Genomic DNA, 14,670 nt, shown 5'->3' with positions numbered 1-14,670 from the left:
CCGCAACGGGCCTTTCCTCTCGGGGAGTTACGCCTGCGGTACGGGCATCACGGGCTCCGCGCCGCCGGTGGTGTCCGTGGCGGCGGAGGGTGCGCCGGAGGGCGCCGCGGCGGTCGGCACACCGGCCGCGGGCCGGGCCGCGATCGCCCGCCACCACGGATCCAGCGGCAGTCCGTGCTCCGGTTCGAAGGGCAGACCCGGCGGCGGTACGGCGATGGCGGCTCCGGCCGCCCGCGCCGCCGTGACCGTGCCCTCGGCGGGCTCCTCCCACGGATGCGGGGCGAGGTTGAAGGTGCCCCAGTGGATCGGCAGCATGATCCCCCGCGTGGGCTCACCGCCCTGGAGGTCGAGATGGGCGCGCATGCCCTCCTCGGGGGTCATATGGATGTCCGGCCAGAACTCGCTGTAGGCCCCGATCTGGATCATGGTCGCGTCGAACGGCCCGTACATGGCGCCGATTTCCGCGAAACCGGAGAAGTACCCGGTGTCCCCGCTGTGGTAGACGCGGTGCTCAGGACCGGCCACCACCCAGGACGCCCACAGAGTGTGCTGGGTGTTGCGCAGGGCGCGCCCGCAGAAGTGGCGGGCGGCGGTGGCGGTGAGCGTCAGCCCGGCCACCTCGGTGGACTCGTGCCAGTCCAGCTCGGTCATCCGGTCGGCCGGGACGCCCCAGCGCTCCAGATGGGCACCGACGCCGAGCGGCACCACAAACATCGTGCCGGTGCGCACCAGCGCCCGGACGGTGGGCAGGTCGAGGTGGTCGTAGTGGTCGTGGGAGATCACCACCGCGTCCACCGGGCCCAGCTCCCGCAGCGGCACCGGCACCGGGTGCAGCCGCTTGGGGCCCAGATGGGCGAAGGGCGAACAGCGGCTGCCCCACACCGGGTCGAACAGCACCCGGCGCCCGTCGATCTCCGCGAGCACGGTGGAATGGCCCATCCAGGTCAGCCGCAGTCCGGAGACCGGCGGGGCGGCCAGGTCGGCGAGAGTGGTCGGATGCACCGGCACCGGCCCGGCCGGGGCCCGGCGGATCCGCTCCTCCTTGCGGAAGTAGGTGGGGAGGAACTTCAGCATGGAGCCGGACGGCGCGGTGCGGGCGCCCTCCGGGTTGACGAACACGCCGTTCGCGAAGTTCGGCGACCGGCGGATGCGCTCCATCCGCTCCCCGGCCGGATCCGCCCCGAAGGCGGCGGGGCGCAGGGCGGCGGCGAGCCGGGAACGGTGCGGACGGGAGCCGGTCACAAGACCTCCAGGATGAGGGGGCGACGGATCACCCCACGGCCTGCGCTGCTGCGCTGCTGCGCTGCTGTACTGCAATAACACAACTCACTCGACGGGTGGTGTTGTTCCGGACGCCGTGAAGGACAGCTGGAGGTGGTCCTCCACGGGCCGGTATCCCAGCCGCTGGTACAGGGCGTTGCTGGTGGGGTTGGCCAGATCGGTGAAGAGCAGCACCTCCTCGGCCCCGGCGGCCTGTGCCCCCTGGCTCACCGCGGCCGTGACGGCTCCGGCGTAACCGCGTCCGCGCAGCTCGGGCGGGGTGTAGACCAGGGCGACCCGGACCATGCCCGCCACCGTGCGGCTGACCGCCGCGGACGAGACCGGTGTGCCGTCCACCTCCCAGAGGGTGACCCCGCCGTGGCCGAGCCGGTCGTCCACCGTGCGGGAGACATCGCCCTTCAGCGCCCCGGTGTCCCGGGCGAACCCCTCGTACCAGCTCAGCAGCAGCGGGTGGTCGGCGGCGGTGGCCGCCCTGGCCCGTCCGGGCGGCGCCGGATCGGGCGGGGTCAGGGCGCCCAGCCGGTAGAGCCGGTGGGTCTCCGCCACCTCGGCGGTGGCCCCGGTCAGCCGCTGCCAGGCGGCGGCCAAGGTCTCGGCGGTGCACCGCCCGGTGTTCACGCCGGTGACCGGCGGCAGCGCGCCGTGCCGCACGCCGTGCTCCGCGTTCTGTTCGGCCAGAACGCGGGCCAGCTCCTCGGTGGCCTCGCCGGACAGCGGGGAGAGCACCAGCGGATAGGGCGGGGTGCACAGAAACGCCCCGCCGACGGCCCCGTCGGCCCGCCGGTCCGGCCGCCACCAACCGTAGCGGGGCGGCTGCTCCCCGTACCGGTCGCTGCCCGCCGCCACCAGCGAGGCGGCCACCGTCAGCAGGACGGTGTGCTCGGCCGGGCGGCCCCGCAGAAAGCCGCCCGCCGCGGTCAGGAACACATCCAGGTCGCCTGTTGTCGTCCACGCCATATGCTCCAGGCTGGCGTGGGCCGCCCCGTCGGCGCACCCCATTTCCCGCGCTGTCGGCGGCCTGCCGGTGCGTACGCTGGAAGCCGTGACGCGGCACACATCCGCCCATGTCACATCCGGCCCCGGGGGCTCCGTCGTACGGGTGGAAGGGCGGCAGCGACCGCCGCGGCACCACAGCCCCATCCGGAGGCACCCGTCATGTCACGTATCTCGCTCACTCCGCGCCGCACCCTCTTCTACCGCGTCATGGAGTGGTACTCGAAGCGCACCTACGGGAAGGTCCTCGACCCGGGCAAGGCGCTCGCCCACAACCCGCGGGTGCTGTTCAGCTACCTGCGCTTCGAGCAGTCGCTGAGCAAGTGGAACACCCTGGACCCCGGGCTCAAGGCGCTCGCCGAGATGGCCTCGGCCGCCTCCATCGGCTGCTCCTGGTGCATGGACTTCGGCTACTGGGTCAGCCGTGGCCAGGGCATCGACGACCGCAAGCTGCACGATGTGCCGATGTGGCGGGAGAGCGACGTCTACACCCCGCTGGAGCGGGACGTCATGGAGTACGCCGAGGCCATGACCGCCAACCCGCCCACCGTGGACGACGCCCTCGTGGAGCGACTGCGCAAGAACCTCGACGACGCCCAGCTGATCGAGCTGACCGCGATGGTGGCGGTGGAGAACCTCCGCTCGCGGATCAACTCGGCGCTCGGTCTGAGCAGTCAGGGGTTCAAGGACAGCTGTGACATCCCGGCCCCGGCGCCGGGCACGTCCCCCGGTCGGGTCTCGCCCTCCGGCGCGTAGGCGTACGCCGTCGTCACGGGCGGGGGGTGCTGGAGCGGATCCCGGCCGCTCGGGCCGGGCCCGCCTCCCCCGGACGTCAGCGTCTGCGGCCCACCCCGCCGTAGACACCGATGGGACCGTGCTGCTGGGACCCGGCCGCGGCCGGGTCCGGCCGCCACCGGGACACCCGCACCAGACCGGGGTCGAGCAGTTCGAACCCGCCGAAGAACGGAAGGATCTCGTCGTGGCGGCGCAGGCTCAGCCGGGCGGTGGACTTCCGGTAGACCTCGTCGGCCACCTGGTTGCGGCCGTGGAAGTCGGTGGTGCCATGGCTGATGACCAGATGGCTGCCGCAGGTCATCGACTGTGTCAGTGTGTTGACGAGCCCGGCCGGGTCCTCCTCATCGGTGACGAAGTGGAGCACCGCGACCAGCAGCAGCGCCACCGGCTGCGAGAAGTCGATCAGTTCCCGCACCACCGGGTCGGCGAGGATCTTGTCCGGTGCCCGGGCGTCCGCGAGGACAAGGCCGGTACCCGGGGTGCCGGTCAGTTTGGCGTCGGCGTGGGCCGCGACGATCGGGTCGTTGTCGAGGTAGACCACCCGGGTGTCCGGCGCGATCTCCCGTGCCACCTCATGGGTGTTGGGGGAGGTCGGTATCCCGGTGCCGATGTCGATGATCTGCCGTACTCCGGCCGCCGCCACGGCACGCACCGCCCGCACCATGAAGTCACGGTTGGCGCGAGCACTGTCGACGATATCCGGGGAGACCGCGATGATCCGGTCGGCGGCCTCGCGGTCGATCTCGTAGTTGTCCCAGCCCCCCAGGTAGTAGTCATACATCCGGGCCGGATGCGGTCTGCTGGTATCGATCTCCTCGGCGGAGATGTGCTGGTCGGTCACACCATTCCCCCTCGGCCCCCGTGGGCCGCGCTCGGGCGTCACAGAAGCAGGAAGTCGGCTTCCCCGGCCTTCGCGCCCTGGATGAAGCGTTTCATCTCCAGGTGCGTGTAAATGAGTGCCGGGCCGTCGGGATCGGTGGACTGGCGCAGCGCCACCCGTCCGTCCTTGAGCCTCATCGCTTCGACGCAGCTTCCCCCATTGCCACCGCTCCACGGCTTGTGCCAGCCCTCGCTGCCGAGTTCCCTCGCCGGCATGCCGCTGTAGACGCGGTTCCCGCATATGCGATCCATCGTTCAGATCTCCTTGCGAATGCCACCCAGAATGGCCTGAGTGGTCTGTGCAGGCGCGGCCTGCGCGCACATCCGGTCCAGGGCCTCCAGGAACGCCGACACATCATCGCGCTGGTCGTAGTAGGAGCCGCTGACCAGCGACTCCGTATACGCGATATCGGGCAGTTCCGGGATCGGGAACCGGAAGATATGGAAGGGTCCGTACATCGCCGGGTGCGGACCGGCGTCGAACGGCATGACCTGAAGTCTGATGTGAGGCGCCTCCGCGAGGTCGATGAGGCGTGCGATCTGCGCACGCATGGTCTCGGACCCGCCGATGGGGCGGCGCAGCACCGTTTCGTCCATGACCACCCACAGCATCGGCGGGTTGTCATGGGTCAGCAGCGCCTGGCGTTCCATCCGGAGGGAGACGTTGCGCTCGATCTCGGACTCCGGGGCGTGCGGCATACCGGCCCGCAGCACCGCGCGGGCGTAGTCCTCGGTCTGCAACAGCCCCGGGATGTAGTGCGGTTCGTAGGCACGGATCAGATTGGCTTCGCCCTCGAGGCTGACGAAGGTGTTGAACCACTCCGGGAGCACATCGCGGAACCGGTGCCACCAGCCGTTCTTGTTGGCCTCGCGCGCGAGCGCGAGAAAGCCCTCCACCTCTTCGGGGTCGGTCACGCCATAGGTACGGAGCAGCTTCTCGACATACGGGAGCTTCAGGCCGACTTCAGCCTTCTCCATCCGGCGGACCGTGGCGTGGGTGACGTCGAGCGCCCGGCCGGCCTGTTCGAACGACAGTCCGGCCCTCTCCCGAAGGTCCTGGAGTCGCTTGCCGAGCACGACCCGCAGGACGGTCGGGGCTCCGCCCGCCCGCGCATCCGCCACTATCGTCCCCCTCCAAGTACCTTCACAGCACAGCAGTCTGGCATGGGCTCAGCTTCCCGAACAGTCTGCGCTTGCGATTCTGTAATTTACAGATTGAACCTTGCCATGCGCGAGTCTCACAGAGCATAGTGTCGATGTGGCTCCTTCCTACGAGGCTCTCCGGTTAGGGCGCGGCGGCACCATGGTCGCTTCGTGCCTCCAGGACGTGTTCTGTCTCCCGGCGCTGAGCACCTCCGTCGCGGAGGCAAGACGGCAGGTGGTGTTCCGGCTGCGCTCATGGGGCGTGGGCCAGGACACCCGTGACAGCGCCGAGTTGGTCGTCTCCGAACTGTTCACCAACGCCGTCCGCCACACCTCCAGCGAAGACGTCCGCTGTTCCTTGCAGCTGATAGGCGCCCGCCTGCGGCTGGAAGTGGCCGACCAGGGGTGCGCCCGGTCGGTGCCGCAGGCGCGGTCGGTGGGCGTCGACCAGGAGGGCGGCCGGGGACTGATGCTGGTGGAGGCCCTGTCGGAGGCATGGGGGGTCACCGCCCACCATCACGGTACGGGCCGGGCCGTCTGGGCGTATCTGGTCTAGGTGTATCCGGTCTGACCCCGGCGCACCGTACGGAACGCACGGAACACCACGGGACGCACGAGCCGCATCACTGCCCGCACGGGACGAGCGGTGCCGAGGGAATAGGGACAGCGACAGCGCCGCCGCGATAAGAGCGCGGCGCCAACGGGGGTCTGCCCCTATTCCTTCGGGACCACTCAGGGCCGTAGCGGCAGCAGATCGGGGCGCTTGGGTTCGACATGGTCGCCCGAGGACTCCCCGCGCAGCCGTCGTCCGATCCACGGCACCAGATACTCACGCGCCCAGTGGATGTTGTCCCGGCGCACCTCGGCCGCGCTGCGCTGTCCCTCCACCGGCCAGGGCTGGTCGGGGTCGGCGGGCACCTCGAGACCGAGCACCTGACCGGCCCGCAGCGCCACGCGGGTGTGCCCGTCGGGCGACAGATGGAGCCGGTCCTCGTCCCAGGCGCGGCGGTCCTGGACCGAGCGCAGCGACCACAGGTCCAGCACCGGGCAGCCGTAGCGGTCGGCGATCGCCCGCACATGGGCGGTGTAGGTGGCGATCTTGCCGCGCAGATGACGGAGCACCGGTACGCCCCGGGTGTCGAAGCCGGTGCACACCATCACCGTGCCGACCTGGGCCACCAGGTCGGAGACGGCGGCCTCGTAGCGGGCGGCCACATCGTCGGGGTCACTGCCGGGCCGCAGGATGTCATTGCCCCCGGCACAGAAGGTGACCAGATCGGGGCTGAGTTCGATCGCGCGCGACACCTGCTCCTCGACGATCCGGTCGAGGAGCCGGCCGCGCACGGCGAGGTTGGCGTAGCGGAAATCGTGCCGGGGTCGCTGATCGGACAGCAGGACCGCGAGCCGGTCCGCCCAGCCCACGAACGCCCCGTCAGGACCGGGATCACCGACGCCTTCGGTGAAGCTGTCGCCGACGGCTGCGTACGACCCGATCCCACCGTTGTTCACTATCTTCGAATCGTCTGCCACGTCAGGACATCATTCACCTCAGGACGTGACTTACGCCATCGTAACCAGGGGTTGACGAGTGGTGATGTATCCCACTAGGTCAAAGGCGGCGAAGGTGGAATACAGCCGCGTCGAGGTCACCGCGCAGTCCGGTCCGCAGCCCCCGGTGGCTGAGCACCCCGCCCCGGTGGATCTCTCCGGTGGCCTGGTCCGCATAGCGGGCGGCCGGGTCCAGACCGCGCAGCCGCACCGGCGGCTGCGGTTCGCCGTAGGCTTGCGCGGGCAGCCAGGCCAGCACCACGGTCTCCGCGCCGCGTACGTACTGGACGGCGCTGAGCCCGCCTCCGTCCGGGGGCCGCAGCCGGTACAGCTCACCGTGCTGGACGACCGGCCGTACCCGTTTGTAGAGCGCCACCCAGTCGCGGGCCTCGGTGAGTTCGGCCTCGCTCCACCGGGCCAGATCGCCGCCGACGCCCAGCACTCCGGCCATCGCGCTGACAAACCGGAAGCGCAGCGAGGAGGCGCGGGCGTTGCCCATGGCGTTGGGGCTGTCGGTGACCCAGGCGGCCATCACCCGGGCCGGGTGCAGCTGGCCGAAGCCGTGCTGGATGCTGAGCCGGTCCAGCGGATCGGTGTTGTCCGAGGTCCACACCTGGTCGGTGAGGCGGAGGACGCCCAGGTCGATCCGGCCGCCGCCGCCCGCACAGGACTCGAAGGCGACCCCGGGGTGGGCGGCGCGAAGACGCCCCAGCAGTGCGTACAGCCCGTGCACATGCTCGGTCCACAGCCGCTGCGGATAGCCGTCGCCGGGCCAGCCCGCGTCGGAGAAGGACCGGTTGAAGTCCCACTTCACATAGTCGATGGGGGCGCTGCGCAGCAGGGCGTCCATCGACTCCCACAGATGCTCACGGACGTCGGGGCGGGCCAGGTTGAGCACCAGCTGATGGCGGAACTCGGTGCGTACCCGGCCGGGGTGGTGCTGAACCCAGTCGGGGTGGGCGCGGTAGAGGTCGCTGTCGGCATTGACCATCTCCGGCTCGACCCAGATGCCGAACCGCATGCCCCGTGCGCGCACCTCCTCGGCCAGCGGTTTCAGACCGTGCGGAAAGCGGTCCGGGTTGGGGGTCCAGTCGCCGAGCCCGGCCCGGTCACCGGTCCGCGCCCCGAACCAGCCGTCGTCGACGACGAACAGCTCCACGCCCAGGTCGGCGGCGAGCCCGGCCAGCCTCAGCTGCTGCTCCTCGCCGACGTCGAACTCGGTGGCCTCCCAGGAGTTGTAGAGCACCGGCCGCAGGGCGTCGGCGTCCGGGATGACATGGGCGAGCTGCCAGGAGTGCCAGGCGCGGCTGGCGGCCCCGAAGCCGCCGTCGGTCCACAGCCCCGCGAAGACCGGGGTGGTGAAGGACTCCCCCGGCGCCAGCATCAGCTGGCCGGAGTCGTCATGGCCCACCCCGCCGACCGTCTGGACGGCTCCGTCGGACAGCTGCTGGACGGCGATCCGCCAGGACCCGGACCAGGCGAGCGCGCAGCCGTAGACCTCGCCGCTCTCCTCGGTGGCGTCCCCGCCGTCCAGCGCGACCCAGGGCAGATGGTGGTGGCTGGTGTGGCCGCGGCGGCTGCCGATCACCTTCTCACCGGGGGTGAGATCGGTCCGGGCGAGCCGGCTCTCGGCCGCCCAGCGCCCGTACAGATGGGTCAGCCGCCAGCGCTCGCGGGGCGGAAGGGACCAGGCGGCGGAGTCGGCGCGCAACAGCTCCAGCGGGGGGTGGTCCGCGGTGCCGGTGTGGCGGAGGGTGGCCCAGCGCTCGACGACATCGCCGTCGTCGCGCATCCGGTAGTGGAGGGTGATCCCGAGGTGGTGCAGCGGATCGCGGAAACGCAGCGCGAGGCCGTCCTCGCCGACGGCGCTGTGCTCGAAGCGCCACTCCGTGCCGCGGAGGGCGGGGGTGCGCACCGACAGGGCGGGGCGGACGAAGCGGGGTCCGCCCTCGACCGGATACTCCTCGCGCCCGTCCAGCGGGGATTCGAAGCCCCGCTCCGGGGGGCCGGGTTCGGCGGCGAGGGCTTCGGCGTCCTCGGCCGTGATCCGTGGACCCCAGTGGAGATGGAGCAGTTCATCGCGGTCGGTGAGATGGAGGGCGTAGCTGCTGCGCCGCCCCGACAGCACCCAGACCCGACCGTTTCCGCCGATATCAATCATCACACTTCCCCAATTCTCAACAGGCACCAACAGGATCGGGGAGCTGCCCCCGTACGGCAATGCCCCTGCGCGCTTCCGCGGGGCTGATTGCCCTGTGCACCCATGTCGTATGGTCGGCAGAGCCCGCCCCGCCGATCAGAGGCCCGGGCGGCCGAACCCGAGGAGCGCCCGTGACGCAGCAGCCCCCGCAGGTCCCCCAGGCCGAACTGGTGGGGGTACGCAACTTCCGTGATCTGGGCGGTCTGTCGACCGCCGACGGCCGGCGGCTGCGCCACGGCGTGCTGTTCCGCAGTGGCCATCTGGCCCATGCCACGGAGGAGGACACCGTCTTCCTCGACTCGCTGAAACTGCACACCGTCTTCGACTTCCGCAACGCGGCCGACATCAAGCTGGAGGGGCCGGACGTCACGCTGAAGGGCGTGCGCAACGTCAATCTCCCGCTGTCCGACCCGGCCGACGGCGCCGGGTTCTGGACGATGGTGCGCGAGGGCGATCTCAACACGCTGCGGAAGCTGCTGGACGAGGGGCGGGCCGCGCAGCGGATGATCGATTCCTACCGGACCCTCATCACCGCCCGGGTCGGTGAGCACAGCCGGATGCTCAGCGCCATCGCGGAGGACAGTTCCCCGGTGCTGATGCACTGTTCCGCGGGCAAGGACCGGGCGGGTCTGTCGATCGCGGTGACCCTGCTCGCCCTCGGTGTGGAACGGGACGTCATCGAGGCCGACTACCTGGAGTCGGCCGCCGCCCACCGCCGTTACAAGATCTGGCGCAAGGGCGGGGGCGAGGACACCATGTCGCCGGAGGTGCTGGCGCTGCTCCTCCCGCTGTTCGACGCCCGCCTCGAGTATCTGTCGGCCGCCTTCACCACGATCGAGGAGACCTGGGGCGGCACCGAGCGCTATCTCACCGAGGCGCTCGGGTTCACCGCCCCGCAGCGCGAGCGGCTGCGGGAGCGGCTGCTCATCGGCTGACGCGACCAAGCGCTCCGCGGGACGTGTGGCGAGGTGCCGTCATTCGTCCGCGGCTGCCTCGTGGCCGGCCGCGCCCACGCGGCGGAGCCGCACATCGACACAGCCCCGCGCGCACCCGGAGCGCACCGGACGTCAGCGAGTCAGTTTAGCGCGGCCGGGGACGCGGCCGCCCCGGGCGGCGCGGCGCGAACATGCTGTCCGCACCCTCCTCGGGCTCGGTCACCCAGCCGGCCGCCAGCACCAGACCGGTGGCGCGGTGGACGGCCAGGAAGCCGAACGGCCGGTCGTAGTCGACGCTCAGCAGCTTCGCCTTCCGCGTCCGCTGCGGCACCCCGCCCACGTCCAACGAGAACGCGGTCACGGCCGCCGCGAAGAAGCCTTCACGGCTGAACGAGGCCGTCATGGACTGCCCCCCGGAGGACACGGCCAGCGGGAGGTCGCTGATCCCGGGGAAGTGACCCCGGCTGTCGTCCCGCGCGGACCGCAGCCCGAACAACTCCGCGTTGTCCATGAGATCGTGCTCGGCCCGCACGGTGAACTGCGGGACGTCGAGCACCAGGAAGGACGTGGGGTCCATGCCGGTGATCTCCCTGACCCTGACGCCAGGGCCCGCGTCGCCCAGGGGCAGCTGCGAACCCGACAGACCGGGCCGGCCGACCGCGGTGATCCCCGCCTCCAGGACCTCGCCACCGCTGACGTCCTCGCCGCCGAGCACCAGATGGACGTCCAGGCCGTTGTCACCCGCGACCCCGGAGAAGGTCAGTGGCCCGGCCGGGGTGTCCGGGACGACCTTGAGGGTGCCGTCGAGATCGGTGGTACGACGGGTGAGCCCGGCGAGCGACCGCTCGGCCCAGGGTCCGCAGGAGGGGCACATCCACCCCACCCGGAACGGCTCCACCCAGGTGGTCTTCAGCAGCAGCGCACCGGCCAGGACCAGCAGCGTTCTCGAGGTCACCGGCACCGGCATCCGCGCGATCTCGCCCCGGGTCTGCCCGGAGGCCCAGGCGTCCAACTCCTTGCGGTCCCGCTCTGAGTCACCGGTCAGCGTGCCGCGTACCCCCGGCGGCAGGTCCGCCTCCCACTCGGGCTTGATGGCAAGGTCCTGCTTGGTCCACAGCCCGGTGGCGGCGTCCACGCCGTCCATCGCGGCCAGCGCCCCGACGAGTTCGCGGCCCAGCGCCGTCGCGCCGTCCGCGCTCACCCCCAGCGCGCCTTCCAGTTCGGTGCGGGCCGGGCCGCCGGACCCGCCCGCGAGCAGCGCCAGCAGCGTCCATACCCCGGCACCGGTGAAGACGGTGCCCTCGTCCCCCACCGCGAGACGCGCCCAGCGCGCCGTCAGTGGGTTGACTGCGCCCACCGTGGTCGTGTCCAGCATGGTCCGTTCCCCCATCGGTTCAGCGGTGGGCCACCGCCTGCTTGACGAGAGTCCGCCCGAACTCCCACATCAGACCGCCGCCCGCGTGTGCGTCGTCCATGACCGCCGTGAACGCCCCGACGAAACGGTCCACTTCCCGCTCGCCGATGATCAGCGGCGGGATCAGCTTAATCACCTCCAGATGGTCACCGGAGACCTGGGTGAGGATGCGATGGCGCTGGAGCAGCGGAGCGACCACCATCTGCGCGAACAGCCCCTTGCGCGCGGCCTGGAGCATCGCCCAGCGGCTGCGCAGCCCGAGCGAGGAGGGCTTGCCGAACTCGATGCCGATCATCAGGCCGCGGCCGCGCACATCGTGCAGCAGCTCATAGCGGTCCACCAGGGCGGTGAGCCGCTCGCGCAGGAGATCGCCGGTGCGCCGGGCGTTGGCCACGATCTGCTCGTCCTCCATCACCGACAGGACGGCGAGCCCGGCCGCCATCGCCTGGGCGTTGGACCCGAAGCTGGCGGAGTGGACCAGCACCCGGTCCATCGAGGAATAGACCCGCTTGAAGATCCAGTCCTTGCCGAGGGTGGCCCCGACCGGCACATAGCCGCCCGACAGCGCCTTGGCCACGCACACCAGGTCCGGTTCGACGCCCTCCTCGTGGCGGTAGGCGAAGAAGTCCCCGGTGCGGCCCAGTCCGGTCTGCACCTCGTCCGCGATCAGCAGGGCCTTGTGGCGGCGCAGCAGCTCCTGGGCGGCGCGCAGAAAGCCCGGCGGTGACGCGTGCACCCCCTTGCCCTGGATCGGCTCGACGATGAGCCCGGCCACGTCCCCGTGTGCCAACTCCCGTTCCAGTGCGGCCAGATCGCCCAGCTCGATCGCCGTGTCGGGCAACAGCGGGGAGAAGCCCTCGCGGAAGCCGTCCTCGCCGTTGACCGACAGCGCGCCGGTGGTCAGCCCGTGGAAGGCGTGCGTGCAGTACAGTACGCGCGGCCTGCGGGTGGCGAAGCGGGCGAACTTCAGGGCCGTCTCCACCGCCTCGGTGCCGCTGTTGCCGAAGAAGACCCGGTCCAGATGCGGGGCGTGGGACAGCAGCTTCTCGGCGAGCAGCCCGGGCAGCGGCTGGCAGTCGAAACGGGTCAGATCGGCGAGCGAGGCGTCCAGCACATCGTGCAGCGCCTTGCGGACGACCGGGTGGTGACGGCCCAGGCCCATCACCCCGAACCCGGCGAGCATGTCCAGGTAGTCCTGGCCCTCGGCGTCCCAGAAGTACGCGCCCTCGGCTCGCTCGTAGACCTTGTCGAAGCCGATGGTGTGCAGCATCCGCGGCAGCTGGTGGTTGAGATAGCGGGCGTGCAGGTCGTAGCGCTCACCGGCGCGCTCGGCCAGAAGCTGCCCGAGGTCGAAACCCGTGCGCTGCTCGGCTGCTGTCATGCCCGGCTCTCCTTGGCGGCGGTGCGGCGGATGGCGCGGCGGGCGCCGCGCGGTGCGTCGGTACGGGCCAGGGCCGCGCCGATCCGGCCCGCGATCTCGGCGGGGGTCAGCCCGATCTCGGCGAGCACCTCGGCGCGCTTGGCGTGCGGCAGAAACGCCTCGGGGATGCCGAACGTCCGTACCGGCAGGTCGACATCGGCGTCGCTCAGCGCCCGGGCCACCGCCGCTCCCACCCCGCCGCTGCGCACATTGTCCTCGACGACCGCCACCACCGCGTGGCGCGCCGCGAGCCCGGGGAGCTCGGGGTCGACCGGCTTGACCCAGCGCGGATCCACCACCGTGCAGTGGATACCGCGCTCGGCCAGCAGCTCGGCGGCGCGCAGCCCGGTGGCGGCCATGACTCCGGCCGTCACCAGCAGCACATCGCCGCCGTCGGGCGCGTCGCGCCGCAGCACGTCCATAGCGCCGGCCCGGTCCAGCGCCGGAATCGCCGCGCCCACCGACTCCTTGGGGAAGCGTACGACGGTCGGCGCGTCGTCCACCGCGACCGCCTCGCGCAGCAGGGCGCGGAGTTGCTCGGCGTCGCGCGGGGCGGCGATCCGCAGCCCCGGCACCACCTGGAGCACGGACATGTCCCACATGCCGTTGTGGCTGGGCCCGTCGGTGCCGGTGACACCGGCCCGGTCCAGCACGAAGGTGACCCCGCAGCGGTGCAGGGCGACATCCATCAGCACCTGGTCGAAGGCGCGGTTGAGGAAGGTGGCGTAGACGGCGACGACGGGGTGGAGACCGCCGGTGGCCAGCCCGGCCGCGGAGACCGCGGCGTGCTGCTCGGCGATGCCCACGTCCCACACCCGCTCCGGGTACGCCTCGGCGAAGCCGGTGAGACCGACCGGGTCCAGCATGGCGGCGGTGAGGGCGACCACATCGGGCCGTTCGGCCCCGATCCGCACCATCTCCTCGCCGAACACCGAGGTCCACGAGCGCCCGCCGGACGGGATGAGGGGCGCGCAGGTGAGCGGGTCCATGGCGGCCACGGTGTGGAAGCGGTCGGCCTCGTCCTCCAGGGCGGGCCGGAAGCCGCGGCCCTTCTCGGTGAGGCAGTGGACCAGGACCGGGCCGTGGAACCGCCTGGCGCGGCGCAGCGCGGACTCCACGGCCTCGATGTTGTGTCCGTCGATGGGCCCGACGTACTTCAGCCCCAGGTCCTCGAACATGCCCTGCGGCGCCACGGCCTCCTTGAGCCCCTTCTTGGCGCCGTGCAGCGATCCGTACAGCGGCTGGCCGACCACGGGGGTACGGCGCAGGACGTCCTTGCCCCAGGCCAGCACGCGTTCGTAGCCGTCGGTGGTGCGGAGGGTGGCGAGGTGGTCGGCCAGGCCGCCGATGGTGGGCGCGTAGGAGCGCTCGTTGTCGTTGACCACGATGATCAGCGGCCGGTCCCGGGCGGCGGCGATGTTGTTGAGGGCCTCCCAGGCCATCCCGCCGGTCAGCGCGCCGTCGCCGATGACGGCGACCACATGCCGGTCGGTGCGGCGGTACACCTCGTTGGCCTTGGCGAGCCCGTCGGCCCAGCCCAGCACGGTGGAGGCATGGCTGTTCTCGATGACGTCGTGCTCGGACTCGGCGCGCGACGGATAGCCGGAGAGGCCCCCCTTGTGGCGCAGCTTGGAGAAGTCCTGGCGCCCGGTGAGCAGTTTGTGGACGTAACTCTGGTGGCCGGTGTCCCACAGGATGCGGTCCGCCGGTGACTCGAAGACACGGTGCAGTGCTATGGACAGCTCGACCACGCCCAGGTTGGGGCCGAGATGGCCTCCGGTCCTGGCCACGGCGGTGATCAGGAACTCTCTGATCTCCTCGGCGAGCGTGGCCAGTTCCTCTCCGGTCAGCGCGGCGAGGTCGTGCGGGCCCCGGATGTTCTCCAACAACGGCATGCTTGGATCCCCTCCTCGTGTGTCAGCTCACGGTGACGTCCGGGGTACCCGAGGGATCCCCGTTGTCCTCCATGCGCCGCGCGATTTTCCTGGCTTCCTCGATCAGGGTCTCCACGATCTTGGACTCGGGCACGGTCTTGATGACCTCGCCCTTGACGAAGATCTGG

13 protein-coding genes and 1 pseudogene are annotated in these 14,670 nt (G+C 71.1%); 3 read left to right on the top strand and 11 right to left on the bottom strand.

Going from position 1 to position 14,670, the window contains the following annotated elements; all coding sequences use genetic code 11:
• Window positions 1–27: 27 nt before the first annotated feature.
• Both JK363_RS07105 and JK363_RS07100 read right to left on the bottom strand, forming a co-directional pair.
• Entirely contained in the window at window positions 28–1,242 is a 1,215-nt protein-coding gene (locus JK363_RS07105; protein WP_201872683.1) for an MBL fold metallo-hydrolase, read from the bottom strand.
• 84 nt (window positions 1,243–1,326) lie between these two features.
• The gene (locus JK363_RS07100; RefSeq protein ID WP_201872681.1) at window positions 1,327–2,238 is read right to left on the bottom strand and encodes a GNAT family N-acetyltransferase; all 912 of its coding nucleotides are present in this window, start codon (window positions 2,236–2,238) and stop codon (window positions 1,327–1,329) included.
• 198 nt (window positions 2,239–2,436) lie between these two features.
• On the opposite strand from JK363_RS07100, the gene JK363_RS07095 reads away from it, so the two are divergent.
• Entirely contained in the window at window positions 2,437–3,030 is a 594-nt protein-coding gene (locus tag JK363_RS07095) for a carboxymuconolactone decarboxylase family protein (RefSeq protein ID WP_201872674.1), read from the top strand.
• Between the two features lie 76 nt (window positions 3,031–3,106).
• Here JK363_RS07095 and JK363_RS07090 read toward each other — a convergent pair whose 3' ends face one another.
• The 3 genes from JK363_RS07090 to JK363_RS07080 are packed head-to-tail and all read right to left on the bottom strand — an operon-like array spanning window position 3,107 to window position 5,070.
• Complete coding sequence (locus JK363_RS07090; protein ID WP_201872666.1) at window positions 3,107–3,910, bottom strand: SAM-dependent methyltransferase; 804 nt, start codon at window positions 3,908–3,910, stop codon at window positions 3,107–3,109.
• A gap of 38 nt (window positions 3,911–3,948) precedes the next feature.
• The gene (locus JK363_RS07085; protein ID WP_176179827.1) at window positions 3,949–4,200 is read right to left on the bottom strand and encodes a DUF397 domain-containing protein; all 252 of its coding nucleotides are present in this window, start codon (window positions 4,198–4,200) and stop codon (window positions 3,949–3,951) included.
• 3 nt (window positions 4,201–4,203) lie between these two features.
• Window positions 4,204–5,070, bottom strand: a complete 867-nt coding sequence (locus JK363_RS07080; RefSeq protein WP_201872657.1) for a Sco1979 family transcriptional regulator — start codon at window positions 5,068–5,070, stop codon at window positions 4,204–4,206.
• Between the two features lie 136 nt (window positions 5,071–5,206).
• Here JK363_RS07080 and JK363_RS07075 point away from each other — a divergent pair, with 136 nt between their 5' ends.
• On the top strand, window positions 5,207–5,647 hold the full coding sequence (locus JK363_RS07075) for an ATP-binding protein (protein WP_307821642.1): 441 nt from the start codon (window positions 5,207–5,209) through the stop codon (window positions 5,645–5,647).
• Window positions 5,648–5,823: 176 nt separating this feature from the next.
• On the opposite strand, the gene JK363_RS07070 is transcribed toward JK363_RS07075, so the two are convergent.
• Both JK363_RS07070 and JK363_RS07065 read right to left on the bottom strand, forming a co-directional pair.
• Window positions 5,824–6,621, bottom strand: coding sequence for an SGNH/GDSL hydrolase family protein (locus JK363_RS07070; protein ID WP_201872653.1), 798 nt, complete (start codon window positions 6,619–6,621; stop codon window positions 5,824–5,826).
• A 79-nt stretch (window positions 6,622–6,700) separates the two neighbouring features.
• On the bottom strand, window positions 6,701–8,800 hold the full coding sequence (locus JK363_RS07065) for an alpha-galactosidase (RefSeq protein ID WP_201872651.1): 2,100 nt from the start codon (window positions 8,798–8,800) through the stop codon (window positions 6,701–6,703).
• Window positions 8,801–8,970: 170 nt separating this feature from the next.
• Between JK363_RS07065 and JK363_RS07060 the strand changes: the two genes are divergently transcribed.
• A complete protein-coding gene (locus JK363_RS07060; RefSeq protein WP_201872643.1) occupies window positions 8,971–9,774 on the top strand; it encodes a tyrosine-protein phosphatase in 804 nt (267 codons plus the stop codon).
• A 145-nt stretch (window positions 9,775–9,919) separates the two neighbouring features.
• Here the strand turns inward: JK363_RS07060 and JK363_RS07055 are convergent, their stop codons facing one another.
• From JK363_RS07055 to JK363_RS07040, 4 genes and pseudogenes are all read right to left on the bottom strand, one after another.
• The gene (locus JK363_RS07055; RefSeq protein WP_201872641.1) at window positions 9,920–11,149 is read right to left on the bottom strand and encodes a serpin family protein; all 1,230 of its coding nucleotides are present in this window, start codon (window positions 11,147–11,149) and stop codon (window positions 9,920–9,922) included.
• A 19-nt stretch (window positions 11,150–11,168) separates the two neighbouring features.
• Window positions 11,169–12,569, bottom strand: coding sequence for an aspartate aminotransferase family protein (locus JK363_RS07050; protein WP_201872639.1), 1,401 nt, complete (start codon window positions 12,567–12,569; stop codon window positions 11,169–11,171).
• Window positions 12,566–14,503, bottom strand: a complete 1,938-nt coding sequence (dxs, locus tag JK363_RS07045) for a 1-deoxy-D-xylulose-5-phosphate synthase (RefSeq protein WP_201872637.1) — start codon at window positions 14,501–14,503, stop codon at window positions 12,566–12,568. The genes JK363_RS07050 and dxs overlap by 4 nt, the downstream gene beginning before the upstream one ends.
• A gap of 22 nt (window positions 14,504–14,525) precedes the next feature.
• Window positions 14,526–14,670, bottom strand: a pseudogene (locus tag JK363_RS07040) (flavodoxin-dependent (E)-4-hydroxy-3-methylbut-2-enyl-diphosphate synthase); the annotation flags it as partial.

The organism is Streptomyces coffeae (assembly GCF_016741875.1).
Taxonomy (GTDB): Bacteria; Actinomycetota; Actinomycetes; order Streptomycetales; family Streptomycetaceae; genus Streptomyces; species Streptomyces coffeae.
The sequence above is the reverse complement of the archived record's forward strand: the minus strand, read 5'-3'. Positions and strand labels throughout refer to the sequence as shown.

What these genes read in the sequence shown, in the direction of transcription:
- JK363_RS07100 (WP_201872681.1), bottom strand. Translation starts at nt 2,238, where the DNA reads ATGGCGTGGACGACAACAGGCGACCTGGATGTGTTCCTGACCGCGGCG.
- JK363_RS07095 (WP_201872674.1), top strand. Translation starts at nt 2,437, where the DNA reads ATGTCACGTATCTCGCTCACTCCGCGCCGCACCCTCTTCTACCGCGTC.
- JK363_RS07085 (WP_176179827.1), bottom strand. Translation starts at nt 4,200, where the DNA reads ATGGATCGCATATGCGGGAACCGCGTCTACAGCGGCATGCCGGCGAGG.
- JK363_RS07065 (WP_201872651.1), bottom strand. Translation starts at nt 8,800, where the DNA reads ATGATTGATATCGGCGGAAACGGTCGGGTCTGGGTGCTGTCGGGGCGG.
- JK363_RS07055 (WP_201872641.1), bottom strand. Translation starts at nt 11,149, where the DNA reads ATGCTGGACACGACCACGGTGGGCGCAGTCAACCCACTGACGGCGCGC.
- JK363_RS07050 (WP_201872639.1), bottom strand. Translation starts at nt 12,569, where the DNA reads ATGACAGCAGCCGAGCAGCGCACGGGTTTCGACCTCGGGCAGCTTCTG.
- dxs (WP_201872637.1), bottom strand. Translation starts at nt 14,503, where the DNA reads ATGCCGTTGTTGGAGAACATCCGGGGCCCGCACGACCTCGCCGCGCTG.